At 61.5% G+C, this 22,145-nt stretch carries 24 protein-coding genes, 2 tRNA genes and 2 pseudogenes; 7 read left to right on the top strand and 21 right to left on the bottom strand.

Annotated features, from left to right (window positions below; all coding sequences use genetic code 11):
* A pseudogene (locus WC739_RS16080) lies at positions 1 to 188 on the bottom strand (sugar ABC transporter permease); the annotation flags it as partial.
* Positions 189 to 330: 142 nt separating this feature from the next.
* Positions 331 to 1,371, bottom strand: a complete 1,041-nt coding sequence (gene xylF / locus WC739_RS16075; protein WP_372954015.1) for a D-xylose ABC transporter substrate-binding protein — start codon at positions 1,369 to 1,371, stop codon at positions 331 to 333.
* 365 nt (positions 1,372 to 1,736) lie between these two features.
* Between xylF and WC739_RS16070 the strand changes: the two genes are divergently transcribed.
* Positions 1,737 to 2,981: an ROK family protein gene (locus tag WC739_RS16070; protein WP_372954014.1), complete on the top strand. Its 1,245-nt coding sequence runs from the start codon at positions 1,737 to 1,739 to the stop codon at positions 2,979 to 2,981.
* Between the two features lie 152 nt (positions 2,982 to 3,133).
* Here the strand turns inward: WC739_RS16070 and phoB are convergent, their stop codons facing one another.
* The 6 genes from phoB to pstS are packed head-to-tail and all read right to left on the bottom strand — an operon-like array spanning position 3,134 to position 8,339.
* Complete coding sequence (gene phoB, locus WC739_RS16065) at positions 3,134 to 3,823, bottom strand: phosphate regulon transcriptional regulator PhoB (RefSeq protein ID WP_010911896.1); 690 nt, start codon at positions 3,821 to 3,823, stop codon at positions 3,134 to 3,136.
* A gap of 19 nt (positions 3,824 to 3,842) precedes the next feature.
* Entirely contained in the window at positions 3,843 to 4,550 is a 708-nt protein-coding gene (gene phoU, locus WC739_RS16060; protein ID WP_372954013.1) for a phosphate signaling complex protein PhoU, read from the bottom strand.
* Between the two features lie 25 nt (positions 4,551 to 4,575).
* Positions 4,576 to 5,379, bottom strand: coding sequence for a phosphate ABC transporter ATP-binding protein PstB (gene pstB / locus WC739_RS16055; RefSeq protein ID WP_372954012.1), 804 nt, complete (start codon positions 5,377 to 5,379; stop codon positions 4,576 to 4,578).
* Positions 5,376 to 6,227: a phosphate ABC transporter permease PstA gene (pstA, locus tag WC739_RS16050; protein ID WP_372954011.1), complete on the bottom strand. Its 852-nt coding sequence runs from the start codon at positions 6,225 to 6,227 to the stop codon at positions 5,376 to 5,378. Before pstA ends, pstB begins: the two co-directional genes overlap by 4 nt.
* 3 nt (positions 6,228 to 6,230) lie before the next feature.
* Positions 6,231 to 7,220, bottom strand: coding sequence for a phosphate ABC transporter permease subunit PstC (pstC, locus tag WC739_RS16045; RefSeq protein WP_372954010.1), 990 nt, complete (start codon positions 7,218 to 7,220; stop codon positions 6,231 to 6,233).
* Positions 7,221 to 7,280: 60 nt separating this feature from the next.
* Positions 7,281 to 8,339, bottom strand: a complete 1,059-nt coding sequence (gene pstS, locus WC739_RS16040; protein ID WP_372954009.1) for a phosphate ABC transporter substrate-binding protein PstS — start codon at positions 8,337 to 8,339, stop codon at positions 7,281 to 7,283.
* Between the two features lie 685 nt (positions 8,340 to 9,024).
* Here pstS and WC739_RS16035 point away from each other — a divergent pair.
* Positions 9,025 to 9,375, top strand: coding sequence for a hypothetical protein (locus WC739_RS16035; RefSeq protein WP_372954008.1), 351 nt, complete (start codon positions 9,025 to 9,027; stop codon positions 9,373 to 9,375).
* Positions 9,376 to 9,394: 19 nt separating this feature from the next.
* On the opposite strand, the gene WC739_RS16030 is transcribed toward WC739_RS16035, so the two are convergent.
* Positions 9,395 to 9,631, bottom strand: a complete 237-nt coding sequence (locus tag WC739_RS16030; RefSeq protein ID WP_372954007.1) for a hypothetical protein — start codon at positions 9,629 to 9,631, stop codon at positions 9,395 to 9,397.
* A gap of 166 nt (positions 9,632 to 9,797) precedes the next feature.
* Here WC739_RS16030 and WC739_RS16025 point away from each other — a divergent pair, with 166 nt between their 5' ends.
* On the top strand, positions 9,798 to 10,004 hold the full coding sequence (locus WC739_RS16025) for a hypothetical protein (protein WP_372954006.1): 207 nt from the start codon (positions 9,798 to 9,800) through the stop codon (positions 10,002 to 10,004).
* Between the two features lie 218 nt (positions 10,005 to 10,222).
* Here WC739_RS16025 and WC739_RS16020 read toward each other — a convergent pair whose 3' ends face one another.
* Positions 10,223 to 10,561: a hypothetical protein gene (locus WC739_RS16020; protein WP_372954005.1), complete on the bottom strand. Its 339-nt coding sequence runs from the start codon at positions 10,559 to 10,561 to the stop codon at positions 10,223 to 10,225.
* A gap of 296 nt (positions 10,562 to 10,857) precedes the next feature.
* Here WC739_RS16020 and WC739_RS16015 point away from each other — a divergent pair, with 296 nt between their 5' ends.
* Positions 10,858 to 11,364 (top strand): hypothetical protein, encoded by a 507-nt coding sequence (locus WC739_RS16015; RefSeq protein WP_372954004.1) that lies wholly within the window; start codon positions 10,858 to 10,860, stop codon positions 11,362 to 11,364.
* A gap of 279 nt (positions 11,365 to 11,643) precedes the next feature.
* Here the strand turns inward: WC739_RS16015 and WC739_RS16010 are convergent, their stop codons facing one another.
* The 6 genes from WC739_RS16010 to WC739_RS15985 all read right to left on the bottom strand — a co-directional run bounded on the left by WC739_RS16010 (position 11,644) and on the right by WC739_RS15985 (position 14,351).
* The gene (locus WC739_RS16010; protein WP_372954003.1) at positions 11,644 to 11,958 is read right to left on the bottom strand and encodes a hypothetical protein; all 315 of its coding nucleotides are present in this window, start codon (positions 11,956 to 11,958) and stop codon (positions 11,644 to 11,646) included.
* Between the two features lie 189 nt (positions 11,959 to 12,147).
* Positions 12,148 to 12,220, bottom strand: a tRNA-OTHER gene (locus tag WC739_RS16005).
* 76 nt (positions 12,221 to 12,296) lie between these two features.
* Positions 12,297 to 12,917 (bottom strand): hypothetical protein, encoded by a 621-nt coding sequence (locus WC739_RS16000; RefSeq protein ID WP_372954002.1) that lies wholly within the window; start codon positions 12,915 to 12,917, stop codon positions 12,297 to 12,299.
* A 445-nt stretch (positions 12,918 to 13,362) separates the two neighbouring features.
* Positions 13,363 to 13,437, bottom strand: a tRNA-Glu gene (locus WC739_RS15995).
* Positions 13,438 to 13,527: 90 nt separating this feature from the next.
* Positions 13,528 to 13,935: a VOC family protein gene (locus WC739_RS15990; RefSeq protein WP_372954001.1), complete on the bottom strand. Its 408-nt coding sequence runs from the start codon at positions 13,933 to 13,935 to the stop codon at positions 13,528 to 13,530.
* Between the two features lie 14 nt (positions 13,936 to 13,949).
* Entirely contained in the window at positions 13,950 to 14,351 is a 402-nt protein-coding gene (locus tag WC739_RS15985) for a fimbrial protein (protein ID WP_372954000.1), read from the bottom strand.
* A 27-nt stretch (positions 14,352 to 14,378) separates the two neighbouring features.
* Here WC739_RS15985 and WC739_RS15980 point away from each other — a divergent pair, with 27 nt between their 5' ends.
* Both WC739_RS15980 and rpoH read left to right on the top strand, forming a co-directional pair.
* Entirely contained in the window at positions 14,379 to 15,434 is a 1,056-nt protein-coding gene (locus WC739_RS15980; RefSeq protein WP_372953999.1) for an RluA family pseudouridine synthase, read from the top strand.
* A 212-nt stretch (positions 15,435 to 15,646) separates the two neighbouring features.
* Positions 15,647 to 16,558, top strand: a complete 912-nt coding sequence (gene rpoH / locus WC739_RS15975) for an RNA polymerase sigma factor RpoH (RefSeq protein ID WP_372953998.1) — start codon at positions 15,647 to 15,649, stop codon at positions 16,556 to 16,558.
* 156 nt (positions 16,559 to 16,714) lie between these two features.
* Here the strand turns inward: rpoH and WC739_RS15970 are convergent, their stop codons facing one another.
* The 4 genes from WC739_RS15970 to WC739_RS15955 form a co-directional block, all read right to left on the bottom strand.
* On the bottom strand, positions 16,715 to 17,950 hold the full coding sequence (locus tag WC739_RS15970) for a PLP-dependent aminotransferase family protein (protein ID WP_372953997.1): 1,236 nt from the start codon (positions 17,948 to 17,950) through the stop codon (positions 16,715 to 16,717).
* Position 17,951: 1 nt separating this feature from the next.
* Positions 17,952 to 18,716 carry an amino acid ABC transporter ATP-binding protein gene (locus WC739_RS15965; protein WP_372953996.1) on the bottom strand — a complete coding sequence of 255 codons (765 nt, stop codon included), beginning with the start codon at positions 18,714 to 18,716 and terminating at the stop codon, positions 17,952 to 17,954.
* The gene (locus WC739_RS15960) at positions 18,713 to 19,627 is read right to left on the bottom strand and encodes an amino acid ABC transporter permease (protein ID WP_372953995.1); all 915 of its coding nucleotides are present in this window, start codon (positions 19,625 to 19,627) and stop codon (positions 18,713 to 18,715) included. Before WC739_RS15960 ends, WC739_RS15965 begins: the two co-directional genes overlap by 4 nt.
* 72 nt (positions 19,628 to 19,699) lie before the next feature.
* Positions 19,700 to 20,500, bottom strand: a complete 801-nt coding sequence (locus WC739_RS15955) for an ABC transporter substrate-binding protein (protein WP_372953994.1) — start codon at positions 20,498 to 20,500, stop codon at positions 19,700 to 19,702.
* Between the two features lie 226 nt (positions 20,501 to 20,726).
* Between WC739_RS15955 and WC739_RS15950 the strand changes: the two genes are divergently transcribed.
* On the top strand, positions 20,727 to 21,632 hold the full coding sequence (locus WC739_RS15950) for a LysR substrate-binding domain-containing protein (RefSeq protein ID WP_372953993.1): 906 nt from the start codon (positions 20,727 to 20,729) through the stop codon (positions 21,630 to 21,632).
* Positions 21,633 to 21,752: 120 nt separating this feature from the next.
* Here the strand turns inward: WC739_RS15950 and WC739_RS15945 are convergent.
* Positions 21,753 to 22,145 (bottom strand): annotated as a pseudogene (locus tag WC739_RS15945) (MBL fold metallo-hydrolase); the annotation flags it as partial.

Genomic DNA, 22,145 nt, shown 5'->3' with positions numbered 1-22,145 from the left:
AAATCGAGCGGATTGACACCCAAACGCAGGCTGGAAATGACGTGCAGGCCGATCCAGATGATCAGCAGCGCCCCGATCATGCCCAGCATGCGGGTATCGATCTCGGTCGCCTTCAGGAACCGGGCGACGACGCCGAGTTCGGACGCACGCGCTGTGTCGGCCTGCGTGTTGGTCGTCGTGTCGGTCATGATGTCCTCCACCGGCTCGCACTGTGATGCGAATGCTGTAAACCAGCCTAGAAGCTAGCCGCACGAGGCGGAAGCACAAATCTTCTTGAGAAAACGCCGCGGCTTTGGGCCGCGGCGTCGAAACGGAGAGGAACAGGGAGCCTTAATTGCAGACGGCGATGGTGCCGGCTGCGACGCCCGCGCAGACCTCGTCCTTCTTGATCCAGCCTGCGTCGATGACGACGTTCAGATTGTCCTTGGTGATGGCGACCGGGGTCAGGAACAGCGACTTGACCGTGTTGCCGCCCGGCGTGGTGAAGTCCTTGGCGCCGGCGATGTCGGCCGGCTTCTTGCCGTCGGCAAGCTGCGAGGCGATCTCGGCGGCGTTCTTGCCGAGTTCGCGTGCGTCCTTCCACACCGACACGGTCTGTGTGCCCAGCGCGATGCGGTTAAGGGCGGCATGGTCGCCGTCCTGGCCCGAGACCGGAACGGTGCCCGCCAGCCCCTGCGCCGTGAGCGCCGCCACGACGCCGCCGGCGGTGCCGTCATTGGCCGCGACCACCGCGTCGACCTTGTTGTCGTTGGCGGTCAGGAACTGTTCCATGTTCTTCTGGGCGTTGGCGGGCAGCCAGCCATCCGTATAGGCCTCGCCGACATTCTTGATCTTGCCGCTGTCCATCGCGTCCTTGAGCACTTCCATCGAGCCCGAGAACAGGAAATCGGCATTCGGATCGGCGCCGGAACCCTTGATGAAGACATAGTTGCCTTCAGGCTTGGCCTTGAACACTTCGCGGGCCTGCAAGCGGCCCACTTCCTTGTTGTCGAAGGTCAGGTAGAAGACATCCTTGTTTTCGATCAGACGGTCGTAGCCGACGACCGGGATGCCTTCGTCCAGGGCCTTCTGTACGGCGGGACCGATGGCCGAGGCATCCTGCGCCAGGATGATCAGCGCGTTGGCGCCCTGCGAGATCAGGCTCTCGACATCGGTAAGCTGCTTGCCGGGATTGGACTGCGCGTCGGCCGAGATATACTTGTCGCCGGCGGCTTCGAGCGCCGCCTTGATCGCCGCCTCGTCTGTCTTCCAGCGCTCTTCCTGGAAATTCGACCAGGAAACGCCGACGACCTTGTCCTTCGCGTGCGCGACCGACGCCAGCGTCAGCGACATGGCGACCCCCGCCAGGATGGCGGCTGTGAATCTTTTCATGATATCCTCCCTGCGCCGCGTATGGCGCGACCAAACTGACCCTGAGGCCGGCACAGAGACCCATTTTTTCGAGCCTCGAAAAAATACTGGTCCAACACCCTGACACTGTCAACATCGATTCTGATGGACCTGGATGGGCTCGCCAGTTTTTTTCGAGACCCGGAATAAATAATGACAGGGTGGTGGGCTTCTGACAGTATTTGATCGGCGCGTGTCTTCAAAGCAACGGGCTTCGACCCCAAGGGACGCGGACGTGTCGGGAATAAAGGCGCGCGAAACGGGAACCTGCAGGGGCGAGGCGTTTCAGATGTTGCTGATGACCTTGAGGCAGGAAAGGTCGCTGCGACCGGGAGGATTGAAGAGACATGTCGGTTGGGATCCGCCACGACGATCTGCGCCGGCGCAACCGCGCAATGGTGATCGCGGCCGTGCGCCGGACCCCACAGCCATCCCGCACCGAAATAGCCGCGACCACGGGCCTCAGCCATTCGACCATCTCGGCCATCTCCGCGGACCTGATCGACGAAGGAATCCTGGCCGAAAGCAAGCCCAATGAACCGGCTTCACTGAAACGCGGCCGCCCGCAGGTTGGACTGGGCCTCAATCCCGAGGCGGCGACGGTGATGACGGTGGTGCTGTCGCTGAACTTCCTGTCAGTTGCCGTCATCGACTATGCCGGCCAGGTCATCGCCGAGGAACAACGCCGGCTGGACACGCTGACGATGAGCCGCGACGCGCTGATAGGCGAATGCGTTGCGATCGTGCGGCGCCGCCTCGAGGATCCGGATCTCGACATACGCGGCGTCGCCCGCATCGCCCTGGCGATCCAGGGCATCACCGATACGGATGCCCGAGCCATGCTGTGGTCGCCGATCACGCCGCACACCGACATCGCCTTCGCCGATGTGCTGGAAGACGAGTTCGGCATCCCCGCCACCATGGAGAACGACTGCAACATGATGGCGGTGGCCCTGCGCTGGCGCGATCCACGCCGCTATCGCGACGATTTCATCGCAATCCTGCTGTCGCATGGCATCGGCATGGGGCTGGTGCTCAAGGGCGAGCTTTTTTCCGGCACCCATTCCTCGGGTGGCGAGTTCGGCCACATGATCCATCGGCCGAACGGCGCGCTCTGCCGCTGCGGACGGCGTGGCTGCGTCGAGGCCTATGCCGGCAACTACGCGATCTGGCGCAACGCCAGGGAGATGGGGGAGGATGCCGAACCTGTCGATGTCAGCGACGCGGAGATGCGTGTGCTGGCATCCACGGCACGCGAAAGGGACGGGCCGGAACGCGAAGCCTACCGCAAGGCGGGCGAAGCGCTCGGCTTCGGCCTGGGCAGCCTGTTCGCGCTGATCGATCCCGCACCCGTCGCCATGGTCGGCGTCAGTGCCGCCGCCTTCGACCTGATCGAGCCCGCGCTGCGCGAGGCCATCGCCCAGACGGCCGGCGGGCAGCACTCGAAATCGATTTCTTTCGATACCGAGCCGAACGAACTGCCCCTGATCCGCGAAGGCTGCGCCATGCGCGCGCTCACCTTCGTCGACCAGCAGATCTTCGCGCCGGGTGTCCAGGCAAGAGCGGGTGCGGCTGGGAAGAACGTTGCCTGATCAAGCGCCGGATGTGTTGAGATCCAGGTCAGGCCGGGTCGAGAATGGTGGATTGCGAGAACCGGAACGGAGCGGACATTTGGGTCCGTGAGTACCGGAAGCGCAGGAAGCCGCCATTCGCAGGCCGGCATCACCTGAATATCAGCATATCCCTAATCTTCGCGGATCGCGTAACCTGCCCCGCGGATGGTGCGGATGACGTCGGGCATGCGGCCGTTGTTGACGGCCTTGCGCAGCCGGCCGACATGCACGTCGACCGTGCGTTCGTCGATATAGATCGTCTCGCCCCAGACATTGTCGAGCAACTGGCTGCGCGAGAACACCCGGCCGGGGTGACGCATCATGAATTCGAGCAGGCGGAATTCGGTCGGCCCGAGCCGGATCTCGCTCTTCTTGCGATAGACCCGGTGCGACTCGCGGTCGAGCACGATGTCGCCGACCTTGAGGACGCTGGACAGCACTTCCGGCTTGGCGCGGCGCAGCAGCGCCTTGACCCGGGCCATGAACTCCGGCGTGGAGAACGGCTTCACCAGATAGTCGTCGGCGCCTGTCGAGAGGCCGCGTACACGGTCGCTTTCTTCACCCCGCGCGGTCAGCATGATGATCGGCAGCCGCTCGGTCTCGGGTCGCATCCGCAGGCGACGGCAGAGTTCGATGCCGGACACCGCCGGCACCATCCAGTCGAGCACCAGAAGGTCGGGGACATTCTCCTGCAGCCGGATCTCGGCTTCGTCGCCGCGCGTCACCACCTCGACCTGGTAACCCTCGGATTCCAGATTGTAGCGCAGCAGAACGCCCAACGGCTCCTCGTCCTCCACCACCATGATGCGTGGCGCGATCATCGGCTGGTCACCCTTATGGTCATGCCGCCGGCGCGGACATCGCCGTTTCGTCCTGCTTCGGACGGTTGGCGGGCAGTTGCGTGCCGGTGAGCACATAATACGCATTTTCCGCGATGTTGGTCACGTGATCGCCAATGCGTTCGAGGTTCTTGGCGCAGAACAGCAGATGCGTGCAGGCGGTGATGTTGCGCGGATCCTCCATCATGTAGGTCAGGAGCTCGCGGAACACCGAAGTGTACTTGATGTCGATGCGCTCGTCGTCGGCGCGCAGCTTCGCCAGCGCGGCGGCGTCATGCGCCGCATATTCCTCGATCACGCCCTGCACCTGGATCAGCACCAGCTGCGCCATCGTGTCGATGGAGTTTGACAGGTCGCGCGGCGTGACGGTGAGGCCAACCGTGCCGACGCGCTTGGCGATGTTCTTGGCAAGGTCGCCGATGCGCTCGAGGTCGCCGGCCATGCGGATCGAACCGACGACATGCCGCAAATCGTCAGCCATCGGCTGGCGCCTGGCGATCAACGTGATGGCGCGGTCGTCGAGTTCGCGCTGGCGCGCATCCATGATGGCGTCGTCGGAGACCACGCGCTGTGCCAGCGCATTGTCCGAATTCAGCAGCGCCTTGGTCGCGCCGCCGACCATCGAGCCGGCGAGATCGCCCATGTCGCTGATCAGCCTGCTGATCTGGCCGAGATCCTCGTCGAAAGAAGCGACTGTATGTTCGCCCATGATCCTGTCCCTCGTATGCCTGAGCTCAGCCGAAACGGCCGGTGATGTAGTCCTGCGTGCGCTTCTCGCGGGGCGACGTGAAGATCTTTTCGGTGCGGTCGAACTCGACCAGCTCGCCCAGATACATGAAGGCGGTCTGCTTCGACACGCGCGCCGCCTGCTGCATGTTGTGGGTGACGATGACGATCGTGTAGTCCGCCTGCAACTCGTCGATCAGTTCCTCGATCTTGGCGGTCGACAGCGGATCGAGCGCCGAGGCCGGCTCGTCGAGCAGGATGACTTCCGGCTTCACCGCCACGGTGCGCGCGATGCAGAGCCGCTGCTGCTGGCCGCCGGAGAGGCTGAGCCCGCTGGCATTGAGCTTGTCCTTGACCTCGTTCCACAGTGCCGCGCGCTTCAGCGCCTGCTCGACACGGCCGTCCATTTCCGACTTGCTGAGCTTCTCATAGAGCCTGACGCCGAACGCGATGTTCTCATAGATCGACATCGGGAACGGAGTCGGCTTCTGGAACACCATGCCGATCTTGGTTCGCAGCAGGTTGAGATCCTGCGAGCGGTCGAGGACGTTCTGGCCGTCGAGCAGGACCTGGCCCTCGGCCGTCTGCCTGGGGTAGAGCTCGTAGATTCGGTTGAAGACGCGCAGCAGCGTCGACTTCCCGCAGCCAGAAGGCCCGATGAAGGCGGTGACGCTGCGCTCGGGCAGCGACAGGTTGATGTCCTTCAACGCCTTGCTCTGGCCGTAGAAGAAGTTGAGGTTCTTGACTTCGATCTTGGCCTTGGCGGCTGCCTCGGCGGCGATCGTCATGTCTGGAGACAACATCTGGCTCATTTGTCCTCTCTGCGTCCGGTCATGCTGCGCGCAAAGATGCTGAGCGCGAGAACCGTCAATGTGATGATGAGTGCGCCGGTCCACGCCAGTTGCTGCCATTCCTCGTAGGGGCTGAGAGCGAACTGGAAGATGGTCACAGGCAGGCTGGCCATCGGCGCGTTGAGATTGCTCGACCAGAACTGATTGTTGAGCGCGGTGAAGAGCAGTGGCGCCGTCTCCCCGGTGATGCGGGCGATCGACAGCAATATGCCGGTGACAATGCCCGACAGGGCGGCGCGGTAGGCGACCGACTTGATCACCACCCAGCGCGGCGCGCCGATCGCGGTGCCGGCTTCGCGCAGGGCGTTCGGCACCAGGTTGAGCATGTCCTCGGTGGTGCGAACCACGACGGGGATGACCAGAATGGCGAGAGCGACAGAACCGGCAAGTGCCGAGAAATGCCCCATCGGCCGCACCATCAGTTCGTAGACGAACAGGCCGATGATAATCGAAGGAGCCGACAGCAGGATGTCGTTGATGAAGCGCACCACGGTGGTGAGTTTCGAAAAGCGTCCGTATTCCGCCATGTAGGTGCCGGCAAGCACGCCGATCGGCGTCCCGACGATGACGGCGATGACCGTCATCACCACGCTGCCGTAGATGGCATTGAGCAGGCCGCCGGCGTCGCCTGGCGGAGGCGTCATTTCGGTGAACACCGACAACGAAAGGCCAGCGACGCCTTTGTAGACAAGAGCGCCGAGAATGAGCGCCAGCCAGGCAAGCCCGATGCCCGCCGCGACCAGGCAGAGCGTCATCATCACGGAATTCCGGGTCTTACGGCTGCGGTGAAGCGACTGGGCTGTCGACATCGGTCAGGCTCCGGTGCGGGCGTCGATGCGCATCAGCATGTAACGTGCGATGGCAAGGATCAGAAAGGTGATGACGAAAAGGATCAGGCCCAGCGCAATCAGCGATGACGTGTAAAGCTCGCCATCGGCCTCGGTGAATTCATTGGCAATGGTCGCCGAAATCGTGGTGCCGGGCGCGAACAGCGAGGCGCTGATGCGGTGCGCGTTGCCGATCACAAAGGTCACGGCCATGGTCTCGCCGAGTGCCCTGCCCAACCCCAGCATGACACCGCCCATGATGCCAACGCGGGTGTACGGAATGACGACGCGGCGCGTCACTTCCCAGGTCGTGCAGCCAATGCCGTAGGCGGACTCCTTGAGGACCGGCGGCACCGTGTCGAAGACGTCCTTGGTGATCGAGGTGATGAAGGGCAGCACCATGATGGCTAGGATCATCGACGAGGTCAGCAGGCCGATGCCGTAGGGCGGGCCGGCGAACAGGCTCGATAGTCCCGGAACGTCGTGGAACAGATTGATGAAAAAAGGCTGGATTGTGGTCTGCACGAACGGGGCGAAGATGAACAGGCCCCATATGCCGTAGATGATCGAGGGGATACCGGCCAGAAGTTCCACTGCGATGCCAATAGGCCTGCGTAGAGGGCGCGGGCAAAGCTCGGTGAGGAATATGGCGATGCCGATGCCGATGGGCACAGCGATCAGGATGGAGATAGCGGCGGTGACGACAGTGCCGTAAATCGGCGCCAGTGCGCCAAATTTCTCGGTCACCGGATTCCAACTCTCGGTTGTCAGAAACGAAAACCCAAATTTGGACATCGCCTGCCACGATCCGACGATCAGCGAAATCGCCACGCCGCCGAGAATCACCAGGACGAGAACGGCGGAGAAGCGTGTGGCCCCCCGGAAGATCGCATCCGTGAGCGCGAAGCGCCGCACCGTCGCTTCCCTGGCCTGCATGGCGGCTGAGGATGGCATGGCTTGGGAAACGGTAGTCATCTAGCCCTCTCGCTCGAAATGAACGGGAGGGCGCCTGGAAAGCGCCCTCCCAATTCAGGATTACATGGCCGAATAGAGCGGCTTGCCGTCGCTGCCGACAACTTCCTTGGCCCAGGTGTCCTCGATGCTCTTGACCACCACGTCGGGCATCGGGACATAGTCGAGTTCTGCGGCCATATCGTCGCCCTTCGCGTAGGACCAGGCGAAGAACTTGAGAGCTTCACTCGTGGCTGCAGCGTCGTCGGGCTTCTTGTACAGAAGAACCCACGTCGCCGCCGTCATCGGCCAGGATTCAGCTCCCGCCTGATTGGAGAGAATGACGCCGTAGCCCGGCTGCGAGCTCCAGTCGGCATTGGCTGCCGCGGCCGAGAAGGCCGCCGCCGTCGGTTCAACCTTCTTGCCATCCTTGTTGATCATGTCGGTATAGGTGAGCTTGTTCTGCTTTGCATAAGCATACTCGACATAGCCGATCGCACCGCCAGTCTGTGCGACGTTATTGGCGACGCCTTCGTTCCCCTTCGCGCCGATACCCACCGGCCATTCAAGCGCGGTGTTGACGCCGACCTTCGACTTCCAGTCGGCGTTAACGTCTGCGAGATAGTAGCTGAAGTTGAACGTGGTACCCGAACCATCGGAACGGTGCACCACAGCGATCGCCTGCGAAGGCAGCTTGGCATCGGGATTGAGCTTCTTGATCGCGGCGTCGTCCCACTGGGTGATCTTGCCGAGGAAGATGTCGGCGAGGGTCGGGCCGTCGAGAACCAGTTCGCCGGGCTTGATGCCTTCCAGATTGACGACGGGGACGATGCCACCCATCACCATCGGGAACTGGACGAGCCCAATCGACTTGAGATCCTCGCCTTTCATCGGCGCGTCGGAAGCGCCGAAGGTCACGGTCTTGGCCTTGATCTGCTTGATGCCGCCGCCGGAGCCGATCGACTGATAATTGAGACCGTTGCCGGTCTCCTTCTTGTAGGCGTCAGCCCACTTCGCATAGATCGGATAGGGGAAAGTTGCGCCAGCGCCGGAGATATCCGCCGCCATAGCCGCGGAAAGGGTGAAGGTGGACGCCGTGGCCATTGCAATCGCAACGGCCGCCGAGCGGATGAAATGTTTCATGGGGCCTGCTCCTGTTCGGAAGATGGTCTCTTGGCGCCATTCCTTGCGGCGCCCGCTGAGGCCAATAGACTTCGATTATAACAGTCGCATGACAGTTTCATGTCGCCCCGGTAACGCGTCATCGGAGCGGGGGAAACGCCGGTCGGCCGGCGCGCGCGATGAAGCCCGGCTTTGCTTCCGAAATCAGCGACTTGCGCCATTCGCGACCGGAACCGGCTGGCGATTCCGGAGTCTGCGGATCGGCGAATAAAATCCGGACGGGAGCGCGTTGCTCGCGGCCAGAGCGGGTCGTGGCCGGGCCGTCGCCGAAAACAGGTCCGTTGGGGTAGGACGACGCTGTTCCATGCCGGCGGTCGCTGCTCCCGCCCGTAACCGGGAAGGGCGAAATTCGAATATGGGTATTGTCGTGGCTGGACACGGCCTTTGATATGGTGCGATCGCGCCATGGTCTTGCGCCGGCAACGAAAGATGATTCTCTTGGATGCCGGGCGAGGCACCCTGCGCCGGCGTTTCTCCCCAGAGCTGGCTGCCGCCGGCGCTGCACTCGACGTCTGATCAGGGCCGGAGAGCCGATCGATTGGACAGGCAAGTGTCCATGCCGGAATCCGTCGGCAGCGGCTGCGCTGTTGCGCCCGGTTGTCGGCGCGCGCTATGCCGCTATATAAGCGTCCCAGGGGTATTATTGATGTTCGGACGAATTGTGCCTGTTTGCCTGGGGCTGGCGCTGCTTTTCGGCAGCGGTTGCTCGCGCGCCTATGACGGCACCGTCATCATTCCAAGGCCGCTCGATGTCCGGCGGTTCTGGGACAGGCCGCCGCCGAATGTGGAATATGAGGCAGCGCAGCCCGAAGCTGGCGCCTTTCCAGTCGCGCCGCAGCCTCCCAAGCTATTCTCCGAGCGCAGGGTCGACTCCGGCAAAGTTCGACGGCATTCGACAACGCTGGCGCCGAAGTCGTCGAATGCCGGGCCCGAGAAGCAGTTGCAATGCAGGAATGCGAGCGAACCAGGCAAACGGGTTCGCATGGTCTGCGAATAGCCGGCTGGCGCCAATTGCCTCAGAGCGAGGCGGCGCCTTTCTTTGGCTCCTTCGCTCCGAGCTTATCAAGCGCGAAACGCACCTGGCGCAAATCATCCTGCCAGCCGTCGTCGTCGCCCATCGGGCTTTCGGAAGCGGCCCGCTGCAACCCGCGCGCCTCGGACTCGATCTCGCGCAGCTCAGCGATTTTCTGTTCGGTGGACAGGGTCTCGTCTTCGACGATCTCCAGTATCCGCATTTCCCTAAACGTGGCCATGGCGTTTCTCCCCGGCTGGTGTCCAACCCAACGCCGTGCATTAAGCTCCGTTCCACGCGATGCGGCGCGCGGAGCATCCGCGGCCATGCTGGAAAGATCGGTTTCACATTCGGAGGCCTGAAACCTTCGCCCGGCCTTCGGCGTTGATGCGCAAAGGAGAACGCAGATGTCGATGCATTTCACGGTGTCGGAACTGAAGAAAAGTATCTTTCATTCGCTGGGGCTGGACGCGACGACGTTGAACCCTGACCAAAACCTGTTGCTCGAATGCTATCTGGCAGGGCAGGTCCCGCAATCCGCCTGGAACGACTACGTCCTGGAAACGCCCGCCCTTGCGCGGCATGCCGAGGACAGGCGACGCGCTCATCACTGAGCCATGTTTGAGGTCCACATCTGGCGCCTCGGAATAGTGCTGCTCACCTCAGAAAGTTCTTGGGCGAACACAGCAAAAAGGCCGGCAACGCGCCGGCCTTTGCTCTCGCTTCGACATCGCGCCAGTACATCCGTGGTCGCGCGCCAAAGCGAATTGCCTCCAGTAGACAGACTATTGGTTAACGAAAAGTTAACGTCGACGGTTGCCCTGCCCAGAGGCTAGGGCGTCGCAGGTTGCGCTGGCTGCGACCCCTGCTGATCACCGCCCGTACTCGATTGCGGCGTCGGGTTCTTGTCGACCTGGGGGTTCTGGTCGACCGGTTCGCTGTTGGTGTCGGTCTTGGCTTTCGTGGGATCGGTTTCGCCTGGGTTGGAGCCCGTGGAACCAGCGGTCGAACCGCTTCCCTCCTGCGTTGCTTCCGTCTTCGCGCTCACGCCATAGGTCTCGGCGATACCCCAGGCTATGACCGCCAGCAGCAGTCCACCGAGCAATATAGCCAGCACGGGCCGCCCCAGGCCACCTTGCCGGGCTCTGTTTTCGGAAATGTTCTTGGTCATCGCAGTGATACCTTCCAAAGGATTTGGCGCCTGCACGTGGCGCAGGCCCAGTCGAGGTTTCCCATGACTAGCGATCGTTGAAACGCCCGTCGCCACTGAGCCAAACAAGTGGCGAGCGTCGATGTTCCCAAGACATTCAAAAATGCTGCGCGTACGGTCCGGCGAGAAGCTGCTCATCGCTATGAAAGACTTAGATATTTGGCGATTTGAATGGGTGTGGCCTGCGCCAACAAAATTCTTGGTACGCCAAAGGGGAATCGAACCCCCAGACGCACGACCGGCCCAATTTGTTGTGCTTGCCGCTCCGCATCGCGCCGGGCCGTCTCGATGTGATCCCTGAAAACTATCGCGCCGCCTATATCGAGGAAGAAGACCCCACCAAGGGCTTCGAGCTTTCGACCTGCATCGCAGACGTCATTCGCGACGGCGAGACTGAGATTGCGTCCCTCAACGCGCAGATAGCGAAGATACAGGTCGAGGGACCGGCCAAGCTTGCCGCTGTGGAGCAGCAAATACGCGACAATGCCGTCGATGAGACCCTCCGTCTGGCGTTTGCCAAAGCTGGCGCGCACGATGGGCTGGTTGATGGTGCGATGGCGATCTTAAAGAAGCGGAACAAGTTCGAGGCGGAGAAGTCGTCAGATGACGGCGCCTATGCCGTACTCGCCCGAAACGCCACTTGGCCTCTCCAGGTTGATAGCGTCGTCCAGCAGTTCATGCAGAGCGACGAGGAGGCAGCCTATCGCCGCAAGTCCGCTGCCCCGCCGCCGGAAGCAATTTCACTCGGCTGCAGTCGGGCTTGAAGCGGCAGCACTGATTCGGGTCAAGCAAGTCAAGCAAACTAGAGAAACGCTGTCTCTGAGCTGTGTATCGACCCTGGTTTGATGTGAAAAATGGGCATGGAGGCCGTTTTTCACAGCAAAGAACCGAAGATTTGCCCCCGATTCCCTTTTTCGGAGTAATTGAAAGGTCATCTTCAACCAAGGGATTCGCCCCAGATGACTTTTCTCCAGATTGCATACGTCATGATCGCAATTTCTTACCTCGTCGCCGTGTTCGCAATCGGCACGATGCATTGATCACTAGGTGTTGGCTTCTATCAATTCCGTCACTCTGTCAGCCGGAAGCTTTCCAAACGCTGTGGACCAGTAACCACCCCCATGAGGGGCAAACAGCGCTTCGGCAAAATCACCCAAGAGCTCGATCAATATCGGGGAGTCAGGTCGAATCGGAACTCCCCGCCTTTGAAGCTCATCGATCGTTTGTTTCAAGTGAGTGGCGTATTCCGATGGTGCCTTACGGGAGAGATTTCGATGCTTGACTAGCACCGTGACACCTCCCATCACTCCCATGGAGACGCGATAATGTTCATCATCCAGCAGAACGCGATCTAGCACTCCTTTCCCCTCCCGTGCTGGTCGCGCGCCGCCCGCACATTTGGGGCGACGTGCATGCTTTTCGCGCTACAGGCGGCGGCTTTCGTCGCACAACTAGAGACTATGTAGGCGCTCGCTTGCGCCAGAGATACCCAGAAACTTGACTGACCCGCCAAATCACCTTAGCTTTAGGGCCAGTTAAAGAGGGAGAACCCCTGGCAGGATTTGAACCCGCGACCGCCGGATACGAAACCGGTGCTCTGTCCAACTGAGCTACAGGGGCATCGGGAGAAAGCAGGGCCTAAGCCCTGTTTTCCCGGAAAATCAGGTTCCCGATAATGTCCGGGCGATGAACCACATCACGCACCTCCTTTGTTAGCTGAAACACCTTCTTCGGACCCCGGCGCGCTAACGCCGGGGTTCTCCGTTTCAGTCTCTGGCTTATCGGAGAACCATGTGCGCCCGTCGCGACGGGCAAGCCCATCCAGCGACAGGCGATATAGCGTCATCCCGACCGTCTTCTCGTGGACAGTCTTCTTGTACGTTTGCTCGATGAACTTTCGGATGTCGGCCGCCTTTGTGCCCGCGTCGCCTGCCAAGGCGAGCTGAGCAATTACCATTTCTCGTATGGTCGGCATGCTCTCTTCGACCGGCGTTGGCGCAACCAAGCTTGCCTTTCCGGCCTGTGATTGGCGACCGTCTTTGTCCGAGCCTTGGCCAGAGGCGCCAGTCTCAGCGATTTGATAACGGGCAGTACCCCACCTGATGCTCTCTTCGTAAGCCTGCTCGCCCATGGCTTCCCTGACGCGGGTCCATAGTTCAGGATCGCCTACATCAAAGCCGAATGTAGCGAACGCATTGATACCAAAAAGGCGCCGCCTTTCCGCGTCGACAATCTCCGCTGCTAGCGCTTTCTGCTTCTCCTCGAGAGCCGCTTTCGTCTCCACCGAACGAAGAATGCGCGCGATCAGCACCTTCATCGCGAGGATATCGTCTAGGCTGAAATCTGTGGGCAACGGTCTTGCTCCGAATCGTTCATCGAAGCACCCTATCCCATCAGAACACTACAGGCAACGCCACGCACAAAAAGGAAATCACGGTCTGACTACACAGGCATGATACCCAAGATTAACAAATCCTTTAGTCAGTCCCGGACGGATCACGAAAGGCGATCCACCGGGCGCGGATATTCAACATCGATAGCTGGGGCAGTTTGCGCGCTCCTATCAATATCGGCGCGCCAACGGTCGGCCGGGGGAAGCGCTGGCACGAACGCCCACCAGTCCAGCACGGCGCGCCTGTAGGCGGCGATGTCGAGCGCATCCTCGCACCCGACTCGCCAGCCATATTAGCCAAGGGTTAGCCCGGCGGGCTGGAGCAGTTTGTTGGCCTAGGCACAAGCTATTGTAATTTATTAGGAATTCCTGGTACGCCCAAGGGGAATCGAACCCCTGTTCCCGCCGTGAGAGGGCGGTGTCCTGACCGCTAGACGATGGGCGCGTTCAAGAACCGGCGATATAGGCCGCCGGCTGGGAAAAAGCAACTGGGGTTGAGCTGCTTTGCCAGATCGGGCAAAAGCCGGCTCCAAGCCTAGCGTTTCGGCTCGATCAGGTCCCACAGATTGCCATGCAGATCGGCGAAAACCGCCACCGTCCCGTAAGGCTCGTAGCGCGGCGCCTCGCGGAATTCGATGCCCTTCTCCAGCATCGCCGCATGGTCGCGGGCAAAATCATCGGTCTCGAGGAACAGAAAGACCCGCCCGCCGGTCTGGTTTCCGATGCTTTGCCGCTCCGCCTCGTCGGCAGCCTCGGCCAAGAGCAGCCTCGCGCCTTGGCCATTGGCCGGCGCGACGATGACCCAGCGCTTGCCGCCGCCGAGATCGAGATCCTCGACGAGCTGGAAGCCCAGCCGCTCGACATACCAGGCAATCGCCTCGTCATAGTGGGCGACGACCAGCGCCACGGTCGCGATACGGCGATGTTCGGCGAAACCGGTCATGTGCTGTTGCCGCGCTATTTGGTGCGGATCGCGAACTGGCCGATAAGCCGGCGCTCGGCGATGTCGTAGACGAAGATCGTTCGGCTGCCGTCGGCAAGCTCGGCGTCGATCGAGACACGGTTGCCGGACAGCGACTGACTGACCACCCTGGCGCCAACCGGCAGCACGATGTCGCCGCTCAGCGGCTCGCCTGCGGGGACCTGGATGTCGCCGGCCAGCGGCGGACTCACCGGCTGCGCCTTGCGGGCTTTGTAGACAATCGCCGCGATCACCACCATAAGGGCGAGGAACAGCAGGCCGAGATTGATGGCCATGAAGCGGACGAGCTTGCCGCGCATCTTTTCGACCTCGGGCTCGAGCGGCTTGTCCCCGCCTTCGGTAGCAAAAGAGTCCTTGTCGGCGGTGGGCCGGGCCATGGCAGAACATTCCGGATTGGGTTTTCGATGAGCGCTCATAACGAAGAGGCCCCCGAATTGATAGGGGACCAATCGATGGAAGCAGCACCCACCCTGCTGGTGGCCGGCGCGGACGCGGCCGGACAGCGCCTCGATCAATGGTTGGCGGCCAGCCTTGGGCCCGTCATGTCGCGCAGCCGCGTCCAGATGCTGATCAGGCAGGGCGCGGTTCGTATCGACGGCAAGCCCGTCGAGGAGACGAAGCGCAAGATGATCATGGGCGACAGCGTATCGGTCATCATGCCGGAGCCCGAGCCGGCCGAGCCGCAAGGAGAAAATATACCACTCGATGTGCTTTATGAGGATGACGAGCTGATCGTCATCAACAAGCCGGCGGGACTGGTCGTGCATCCGGGCGCCGGCAACTGGACCGGCACGCTCGTCAATGCGCTGATCCATCACTGCGGCGACAGCCTCTCCGGCATTGGCGGCGTGCGCCGGCCGGGTATCGTCCACCGCCTCGACAAGGAGACCAGCGGCGTCATGGTGGTCGCCAAGACCGATCGCGCCCACAAGGCACTGTCGGAGGCTTTCGCCGATCATGGACGGACCGGCGATCTCGAGCGCGCCTATCTGGCGCTGGTCTGGGGCATACCGCAGAGACCGACGGGGACTGTCGACGCGCCGCTCGGCCGCGCCGCCGACCGCGTGCGCCGCGCCGTCGTGCCGGAAGGCCGCGACGACGCCCGTCACGCCATCACCCACTTTGCAGTGCGGGAACGCTTCGGCGAAAGGCAGCAGGAATTCGCCACCGCAAGCCTGGTCGAATGCCGGCTGGAGACAGGCCGCACCCATCAGATACGCGTCCACATGGCCCATATCGGCCATCCGGTGATTGGCGATCCGGATTACGGCCAAGCCTTCCGCACCAAGGCCAACCGGCTGCCTGAACCGCTGAAGAGCGATGTGCAGGCATTTTCCCGTCAGGCTTTGCATGCCTGGCTGCTTGCATTTCGCCACCCCACTACCCATCTAACGATGAGGTTCGAGGCGCCTTTACCGGGGGACATGGAGGAACTCGTAAGCGGCTTTCGCACCCTTTGAACCCGTTCACGAATCGGCCTCAAAACCGACCTTTGAAAACCTGACTGACATTGTTCACTTCAGCGTGACACACTGTTTCGTGTTGAACAAAAGTCTGTCTTTTCTGGTTTTGTTCCTATATATAACGGTTGTCGCGGGTGAGCCTTCTGGTGCTCGCGTCACATGCCCGCCGCGTTTCGGGGGCATCACTCCAAGAGAGAGGGGGCGCTATCATGGCCCAGTCATTACCCAGTATCGTTTCCGGCGAAGGCGGCCTCAGCCGCTATCTGGAAGAAATCCGCCGCTTTCCCATGCTGCAGCCGCAGGAAGAGTACATGCTCGCCAAGCGATATGCCGAGCATGAAGACACGACCGCCGCGCACAAGCTCGTCACCAGCCACCTTCGGCTGGTTGCCAAGATCGCCATGGGCTATCGCGGCTACGGCCTGCCGATCGGCGAAGTGATCTCCGAAGGCAATGTCGGCCTCATGCAGGCCGTCAAGAAATTCGAACCCGAGCGTGGCTTCCGCCTCGCGACCTATGCCATGTGGTGGATCAAGGCCTCGATCCAGGAGTACATCCTGCGCTCGTGGAGCCTGGTCAAGATGGGCACGACTGCCAACCAGAAGCGCCTGTTCTTCAACCTCCGCAAGGTGAAGGGCAAGATCCAGGCTCTGGACGACGGCGACCTGAAGCCGGACCAGATCACCGAGATCGCGACGCGGCTGAACGTGTCCGAAGCCGAAGTGGTGTCCATGAACCGCCGCCTGTCGGGCGACGCGTCTCTCAATGCTCCGATCCGGGCCAGCGAAGGCGAATCCGGCGAGTGGCAGGACTGGCTGGTCGACGACCACGAAAGCCAGGAAGACATGCTGATCGAGCAGGACGAACTGGAAAACCGGCGCGGCATGCTGTCGGGCGCCCTGGCGGTGCTCAACGATCGCGAACGGCGCATCTTCGAGGCACGTCGCCTTGCCGAGGAGCCGTTGACGCTGGAAGAGCTGTCCGCGGAGTTCGACATCAGCCGCGAGCGCGTGCGCCAGATCGAGGTGCGCGCCTTCGAAAAGGTGCAGGATGCGGTCAAGGCCGCCGCCAAGCGCCAGACCCAGGCGCTACGCACCATCGAAGCCCAGCCGGCCGCTTAAACTGGCAGCGGCATTAACCAGAACGGCGGCGTCAGGAAACTGGCGCCGCCGTTTTCTTTTGTGGTTCGGCCGACTGCCTTTCATTGGTGTCTGCCGCAAGCCAAGATGACATCGTGCGGGATGTGGCCGGGGTATGGAAAGCTGACCGTGGAGACCTCAATGAATTGGGGCTTCGCCGAGCGTAGCCACAATGGACTGCCTCACAGTATCGTCCATTCTCGTTGAACTCATCGCCCTATAGGCCCTGCCCAAGCGCGATATGCCTTCGGCGATGCGCTCCGGTTCCTCGTAGGAATAGCAGAGGCGAATTGCGGGCAGCAATGGCTGGCCGGCATAGGACAGTCTGCCCGGATAGATCCTGACGCCATAGGACGGCGCCAGCCCCGATAACAGATCGACATCGGTCCCGGCCGGGAAAGTCGCCCAGAGGAAATACCCTCCAGGTGGCTTCCTGACCGCCGCCTCAGGCAGCGCCTTTGCCAGCGACGAGATCATTGCATCCCGGTGCAGGCGCAATTCCGTGACCAATTTCGCCACAAGTCCGTCGATCTGGTTTGTCCGCAACAGTTCAGCGAAGATGCGCTGGCTGAATGGGTTGGTGCCGCCATCGGCCTTGAAACTTGCCATCCGGCTGATGATCGCGGGCTCGGCTATGGCCCAGCCGATCCGAAGACCCGGCGCCACGATCTTCGAGGCCGTGCCCAGCCCGATCACCACGCCCCGAGCATCGAGGCTTTTGATCGGGGGAACCGGTTCTCCCTCGAATCGAATTCTCCGATAGGGGTCGTCCTCGATGATGAGAAACCCGAAGCGGCCGGCCAGTTCCACCAACTGGCGGCGCCGCGCCAGGCTGGTGGTGATCCCGGTCGGGTTGTGAAATTCCGGGACGTCGAAGAGCAGCTTGGGAAGCGGCCTCCCCTCGGCCTGATCGTTCACCAGCTGCGTTTCGAGATCGTCCGCGACGATCCCGTCATCGTCCTGCCGAATGGACAGGAACTCGACTTGATGCGTCCGCAGGATGCTGAGCGCCGTCATGTAGCTCGGCGCCGTTACGATCACCCGATCGCCCGGCTGCAGAAAGGCTCGACAGATCAAGTCGAGGCCATGCTTGGCCCCGTTCACGATCATGACGTTGTCGCGCCCGCAGGAAACGCCGTCAGCCCTAGCGAAGCTGACGATAAGGTCGCGCAGATCATCCAGTCCCAGCACCTCGGCATATTGCATGGTCTCGTGCCGGTACGCCGTCGCCGCAATGCCGGCTTCCCGCGTCACGTCAGGCAGGAATCGCGGAAAGGCATATCCGCCCGAAAGCTCTATGATGTCGTTGTAAAGAGGTCGACGGAGCACATCCGTCGCGGCGCGTGCCGCATCCGACTTCGGCAAGGTGGGCATGCTACATCACCCGGCTGAGAAACGTACGGGTGCGCGCTTCCCTGGGCGACTGAAGAACGCTCGCGGCTGGTCCGCTCTCCACGATCTCTCCGCCCACCATGAAATGCACGGTGTCGGCCACTTCCCTTGCGAAGCCAATCTCATGGGTCACCACGATCATCGTCATCCCGTCTTTTGCCAGTTTTTTCATGACCGCGAGCACCTCGCCCACCAGTTCAGGGTCGAGGGCCGAGGTTGGCTCGTCGAACAGGATCAGGCGCGGGCGCATCGCCAGAGCCCGCACGATGGCAACGCGCTGTTGCTGTCCGCCTGAAAGCTGTGCCGGATAATCGTGGAGCTTTTCGGCGAGCCCTATCGAAGCCAGCAACGCCGTGGCGCTCGCGATCGCATCGGCTTTCTTGACCCGCCGCAACGTGACGGGCGCCTCGATGATGTTCTCCAGCACCGTCATGTGCGGAAACAGGTTGAAGCGCTGGAACACCATGCCGATACCGGCTCGCTGGCGCGCCAGTGCCGCCGCGTCGAGTTCATGGAAGCGTCCATTGCGCAGATCGAATCCCACCGGCTCTCCGGCAACGAAAATCATTCCGCTCGTCTGCTCTTCAAGCCGGTTGATGCATCTCAACAGCGTCGACTTTCCGGCGCCAGACGGACCGATGATGCAGGCGACCTCGCCATCCCTGACATCGAGGCTGATATTCTTGAGCACCCGTGTCTCGGCGAAGGATTTGCTGACATCCATGACCTGAACGATTTTGTTGTTCATGCCGGCCGGTCCCCCTTGCCGGGCGCGCCATCTCGCGAGCGCCGGAACAAGCCTCTGACGCTGTCAAAGGCTGTCGTGCGGCCGCTCTGCACGAACCCGCGCGAGTAGCGGCGCTCGATGTAGTACTGGCCGATGTTCGCGACGGTGGTCAGCAGCAGGTACCAGAGGCTGGCCACGACGAGGAGTTCGAGGATGTGAAAGTTCTCGTTGTAGATGCGTGTGGCCTGCGTCAACAGATCTCCCGCAGCGATCACCGACACCAGCGACGATGTCTTCAGGAGCGAAACGAACTGGTTGCCCGCCGGCGGAACGATCACCCTGAGCGCCTGGGGCAGGACGATGCGGCTCAGCACTTTCCATGGCGGAAGTCCCAGCGCCTTGGCAGCTTCGCGCTGTCCATTGTCGACGCTCAGGATGCCGGCGCGTACAATCTCCGACATGTAGGCGCCTTCGTTCAGCCCAAGGCCGAGCAAGGCGGTTACCGCGGGCGTCATGATGCTGTTGGTCGACAGATGAAAGAGCACCTCGCCCCCGGGCAGCGAAAGTGTGAGCGCGGGAAAGATGATCCCGATGTTGAACCAGAAGATCAACTGGACCAGGACGGGCGTTCCCCGGAAGAACCAGACGAAAAGCTGCGCGGCACGGTCGATCACCGGATTGTCGGAAACCCGCATCACCGCCAGGACAACGCCTAGGACGAGGCCGATCGCCATCGAACCGCAGGTGACATAGAGGGTGACGACGACGCCCGACAGGATGCGAGGCTCGAACAGGTAGTCCGCCACTGCCTGGAACACGAAGACCGGGTTGCTGGCCACCTTCGCCGCCAGCATGGCCGCCAAGAGGACCAGGACGGCAGTGGCGACCCAGCGCCATGGGTGCCGGCGGCGAACGATCGGGAACTCTGACATGGGCATGGCTTTCGGCCTGGCATCGGAAGGCGGACCGCCGATTGTTATCGACGAGCCCGCCGCGATGGAACGCTATTTGGATGCCGCGTTGTATGTCGCCTTTTCAATGCCGATTTCCGCCACGCCATATTTGTCGAGTATCTTGCGATACTCGCCATTGGCGATGATGGCGTCCAGTCCGCTCATCAGGGTCTCGCGCAAGGCCGTGTTGCCCTTGTAGATGGCCATGCCGTAGGGCGCTTCGGAGAACTGGCCGCCTGCCAGTTGAAGCTTGCCGCCTGAATGCTGGACCTGATAGGCGGAAAGCGGATAATCATGGATGATGATGTCGGCGCGGCCATTTTGCAGTTGCAGCATGGACTGCGTCGCCTCCGGAAATTCATTGACGACCACCGGCTTGCGCCCGTCGGCAACGCACTTCTTTGACTGTGTATTGGCGTAGGTAGTCGCGACATCGCCAGTCTGCGAGGCAACGATCAGGCCGCAGATGTCGTAGAGCTTGCTCACGCCCTTGGGATTGCCGGCCTGCACGATGATCCCCGAGCCGACATTGGCGTAGTTGACGAAGTCTATGACTTTCTCACGCTCGACCGTGTCGGTGATGCCGGTCATGCCGACATCGAAACGCTTGGCGCTGATGCCGGGGATGATGCTGTCGAACTTGATGTTGACCCACTTGATCTTCAGGCCGGCCTGCTTTGCGATCGCTTCGACGATGTCGGCATCGATCCCGACATAGGCTCCGTTCGTATCGACGGAGACAATGGGCGGAAAGGAAGCGGTCGCGGCTACGGTGAGAGTGCCTTCATCAAGGACGCCCTTGTCTTGCGCCAGACCCGGCGAGACGGCGGTCGCAGCGATCAGCGCGGCCAAGGCCAACAGCCTGAAAGTGCCCGCAACGAGGTCTGCCGTCACAGCCCTATAACAATTCCATCTTGTAATCATGCCATTCCCCTTTGTGTTATCGCAGCCAATTTTCGGCCGTTTTGCGGGGCTTCCCATCCCCTCTGGCCTTGTTTGAATATGCTTTCATCTTGAATCGGTGATGTCCAATCGGATTTCGATGAGATAAGATAAGGAAAACTTATAGAGAACAGGAATGAACCTGAAGCAATTGGAGGCGTTCCGCGCGGTGATGATCGCCGGCAGCATGGTCGGCGCCGCCGACATGCTGCGGGTGTCCCAGCCGGCGGTAAGCCAGTTGATCCGGCAGTTGGAGCGCCAGACCGGCCTTCAGCTGTTCCAGCGGCGCAACGGGAGGGTCTTCCCGACTTCGGAGGCCAACATTCTGTTCGGAGAGTCCGAGCGCGTATACGCGGGCGTCAAGAAAATCGAGTTGGTCGCGGAGGGGCTTCGCTTCAATCGATACGGAAGCCTGCGCCTTTCGGGCTTTCCTGCAATCAGCAGAAGGATGCTGCCGCAGATCGTCGCCGAATATAGCAATGACAAGCCCGACATTGATGTGTCGCTGGACTCGACCCAGTCCCGCAACATGGCCGACTTGATAGCGCGCCAGGAGATCGACATGGCGGTGTCGGTGCTGCCGGGCGACCGCGACGAGGTCGAAGCAACCCAGATCAGCACGCTGCAAGCCGTCTGTGTCATGCCCCGCGCCCATCGCCTGGCCGGTTCCACGAGCATCCAGGCTGGCGATCTGGAAGGCGAACGGTTCATTTCGCTTGGGAAAAACGACCAGTCGCGGGTGGCGATCGACAAGATCTTCGAGGGCCTCGGCGTGCGCAGGCGGGTTCAGATAGAAACGACCCAGTCCGACACCGCCTGCAGCTTTGTCGCGCAGGGTTGCGGAATGTCCATCGTCGATCGCCTGACAATCTCCGAATACAGGGATGAACGCATTGTCGCGCTGCCTTTTACACCCGAAATCTCGTTCAGGATCTGGCTACTTAGACCGCGGCTTCATCGACAATCCCGCCTGTTGCAGGATTTCTCGTCCTTCCTCGAGCGCCGGGTTCACCAGTTGGTATCCGCGGTGGAAGTTCACTAGAGCAATTCCAGCAAAAATGTGTGCGGTTTTCCGTCCGGAATTGCGTCAAAGATTTAGATCAGTTCGCCGTTTTCCGTGAAACGGTGAACTGATCTACAGCACGCCCTCCGCCTACCAACCCTACAACGCATCCAGCGGAAACTTCAGATACCGCTTGCCGTTGGATTCCGGGTCGGGCAGGCGCCCGCCATTCATGTTGACCTGCAGCGCGTGCAGGATCAGCCTTGGCATCGGCAGCGTCGCGTCGCGAGCCTGTCGCAAGGCGACGAAATCGGCCTCGCTCCGCGCGGCGACGAGGTGGATATTGTCGCGCTTCTGCGCCGCGATTGTGCTCTCCCACATGGGCTCGCGGCCGCCGCCGGCCTGATAGTCATGGCCGACGAAGACGCGCGTCGCGTCAGGCAGGGCCACGATGTCCTGGATCGAGCGCCAGAGCCGCGCGGCACTGCCGCCCGGAAAGTCAGTCCGGGCACTGCCGCTGTCGGGCATGAACAGCGTGTCGTGCACGAAGGC

The sequence above is a fragment of the Mesorhizobium sp. genome, from assembly GCF_041661565.1.
In the GTDB taxonomy this organism is placed as follows: Bacteria; Pseudomonadota; Alphaproteobacteria; order Rhizobiales; family Rhizobiaceae; genus Mesorhizobium.
This window is presented reverse-complemented; position numbering and strand designations above follow the sequence as displayed.

Excerpts from the sequence above, each read along its gene's own strand:
- xylF (WP_372954015.1), bottom strand. The coding sequence starts at position 1,371 with ATGAAAAGATTCACAGCCGCCATCCTGGCGGGGGTCGCCATGTCGCTG.
- WC739_RS16070 (WP_372954014.1), top strand. The coding sequence starts at position 1,737 with ATGTCGGTTGGGATCCGCCACGACGATCTGCGCCGGCGCAACCGCGCA.
- phoB (WP_010911896.1), bottom strand. The coding sequence starts at position 3,823 with ATGATCGCGCCACGCATCATGGTGGTGGAGGACGAGGAGCCGTTGGGC.
- phoU (WP_372954013.1), bottom strand. The coding sequence starts at position 4,550 with ATGGGCGAACATACAGTCGCTTCTTTCGACGAGGATCTCGGCCAGATC.
- pstB (WP_372954012.1), bottom strand. The coding sequence starts at position 5,379 with ATGAGCCAGATGTTGTCTCCAGACATGACGATCGCCGCCGAGGCAGCC.
- pstA (WP_372954011.1), bottom strand. The coding sequence starts at position 6,227 with ATGTCGACAGCCCAGTCGCTTCACCGCAGCCGTAAGACCCGGAATTCC.
- pstC (WP_372954010.1), bottom strand. The coding sequence starts at position 7,220 with ATGACTACCGTTTCCCAAGCCATGCCATCCTCAGCCGCCATGCAGGCC.
- pstS (WP_372954009.1), bottom strand. The coding sequence starts at position 8,339 with ATGAAACATTTCATCCGCTCGGCGGCCGTTGCGATTGCAATGGCCACG.
- WC739_RS16035 (WP_372954008.1), top strand. The coding sequence starts at position 9,025 with ATGTTCGGACGAATTGTGCCTGTTTGCCTGGGGCTGGCGCTGCTTTTC.
- WC739_RS16030 (WP_372954007.1), bottom strand. The coding sequence starts at position 9,631 with ATGGCCACGTTTAGGGAAATGCGGATACTGGAGATCGTCGAAGACGAG.
- WC739_RS16025 (WP_372954006.1), top strand. The coding sequence starts at position 9,798 with ATGTCGATGCATTTCACGGTGTCGGAACTGAAGAAAAGTATCTTTCAT.
- WC739_RS16020 (WP_372954005.1), bottom strand. The coding sequence starts at position 10,561 with ATGACCAAGAACATTTCCGAAAACAGAGCCCGGCAAGGTGGCCTGGGG.
- WC739_RS16000 (WP_372954002.1), bottom strand. The coding sequence starts at position 12,917 with ATGAAGGTGCTGATCGCGCGCATTCTTCGTTCGGTGGAGACGAAAGCG.
- WC739_RS15990 (WP_372954001.1), bottom strand. The coding sequence starts at position 13,935 with ATGACCGGTTTCGCCGAACATCGCCGTATCGCGACCGTGGCGCTGGTC.
- WC739_RS15985 (WP_372954000.1), bottom strand. The coding sequence starts at position 14,351 with ATGGCCCGGCCCACCGCCGACAAGGACTCTTTTGCTACCGAAGGCGGG.
- WC739_RS15980 (WP_372953999.1), top strand. The coding sequence starts at position 14,379 with ATGAGCGCTCATAACGAAGAGGCCCCCGAATTGATAGGGGACCAATCG.
- rpoH (WP_372953998.1), top strand. The coding sequence starts at position 15,647 with ATGGCCCAGTCATTACCCAGTATCGTTTCCGGCGAAGGCGGCCTCAGC.
- WC739_RS15970 (WP_372953997.1), bottom strand. The coding sequence starts at position 17,950 with ATGCCCACCTTGCCGAAGTCGGATGCGGCACGCGCCGCGACGGATGTG.
- WC739_RS15965 (WP_372953996.1), bottom strand. The coding sequence starts at position 18,716 with ATGAACAACAAAATCGTTCAGGTCATGGATGTCAGCAAATCCTTCGCC.
- WC739_RS15960 (WP_372953995.1), bottom strand. The coding sequence starts at position 19,627 with ATGTCAGAGTTCCCGATCGTTCGCCGCCGGCACCCATGGCGCTGGGTC.
- WC739_RS15950 (WP_372953993.1), top strand. The coding sequence starts at position 20,727 with ATGAACCTGAAGCAATTGGAGGCGTTCCGCGCGGTGATGATCGCCGGC.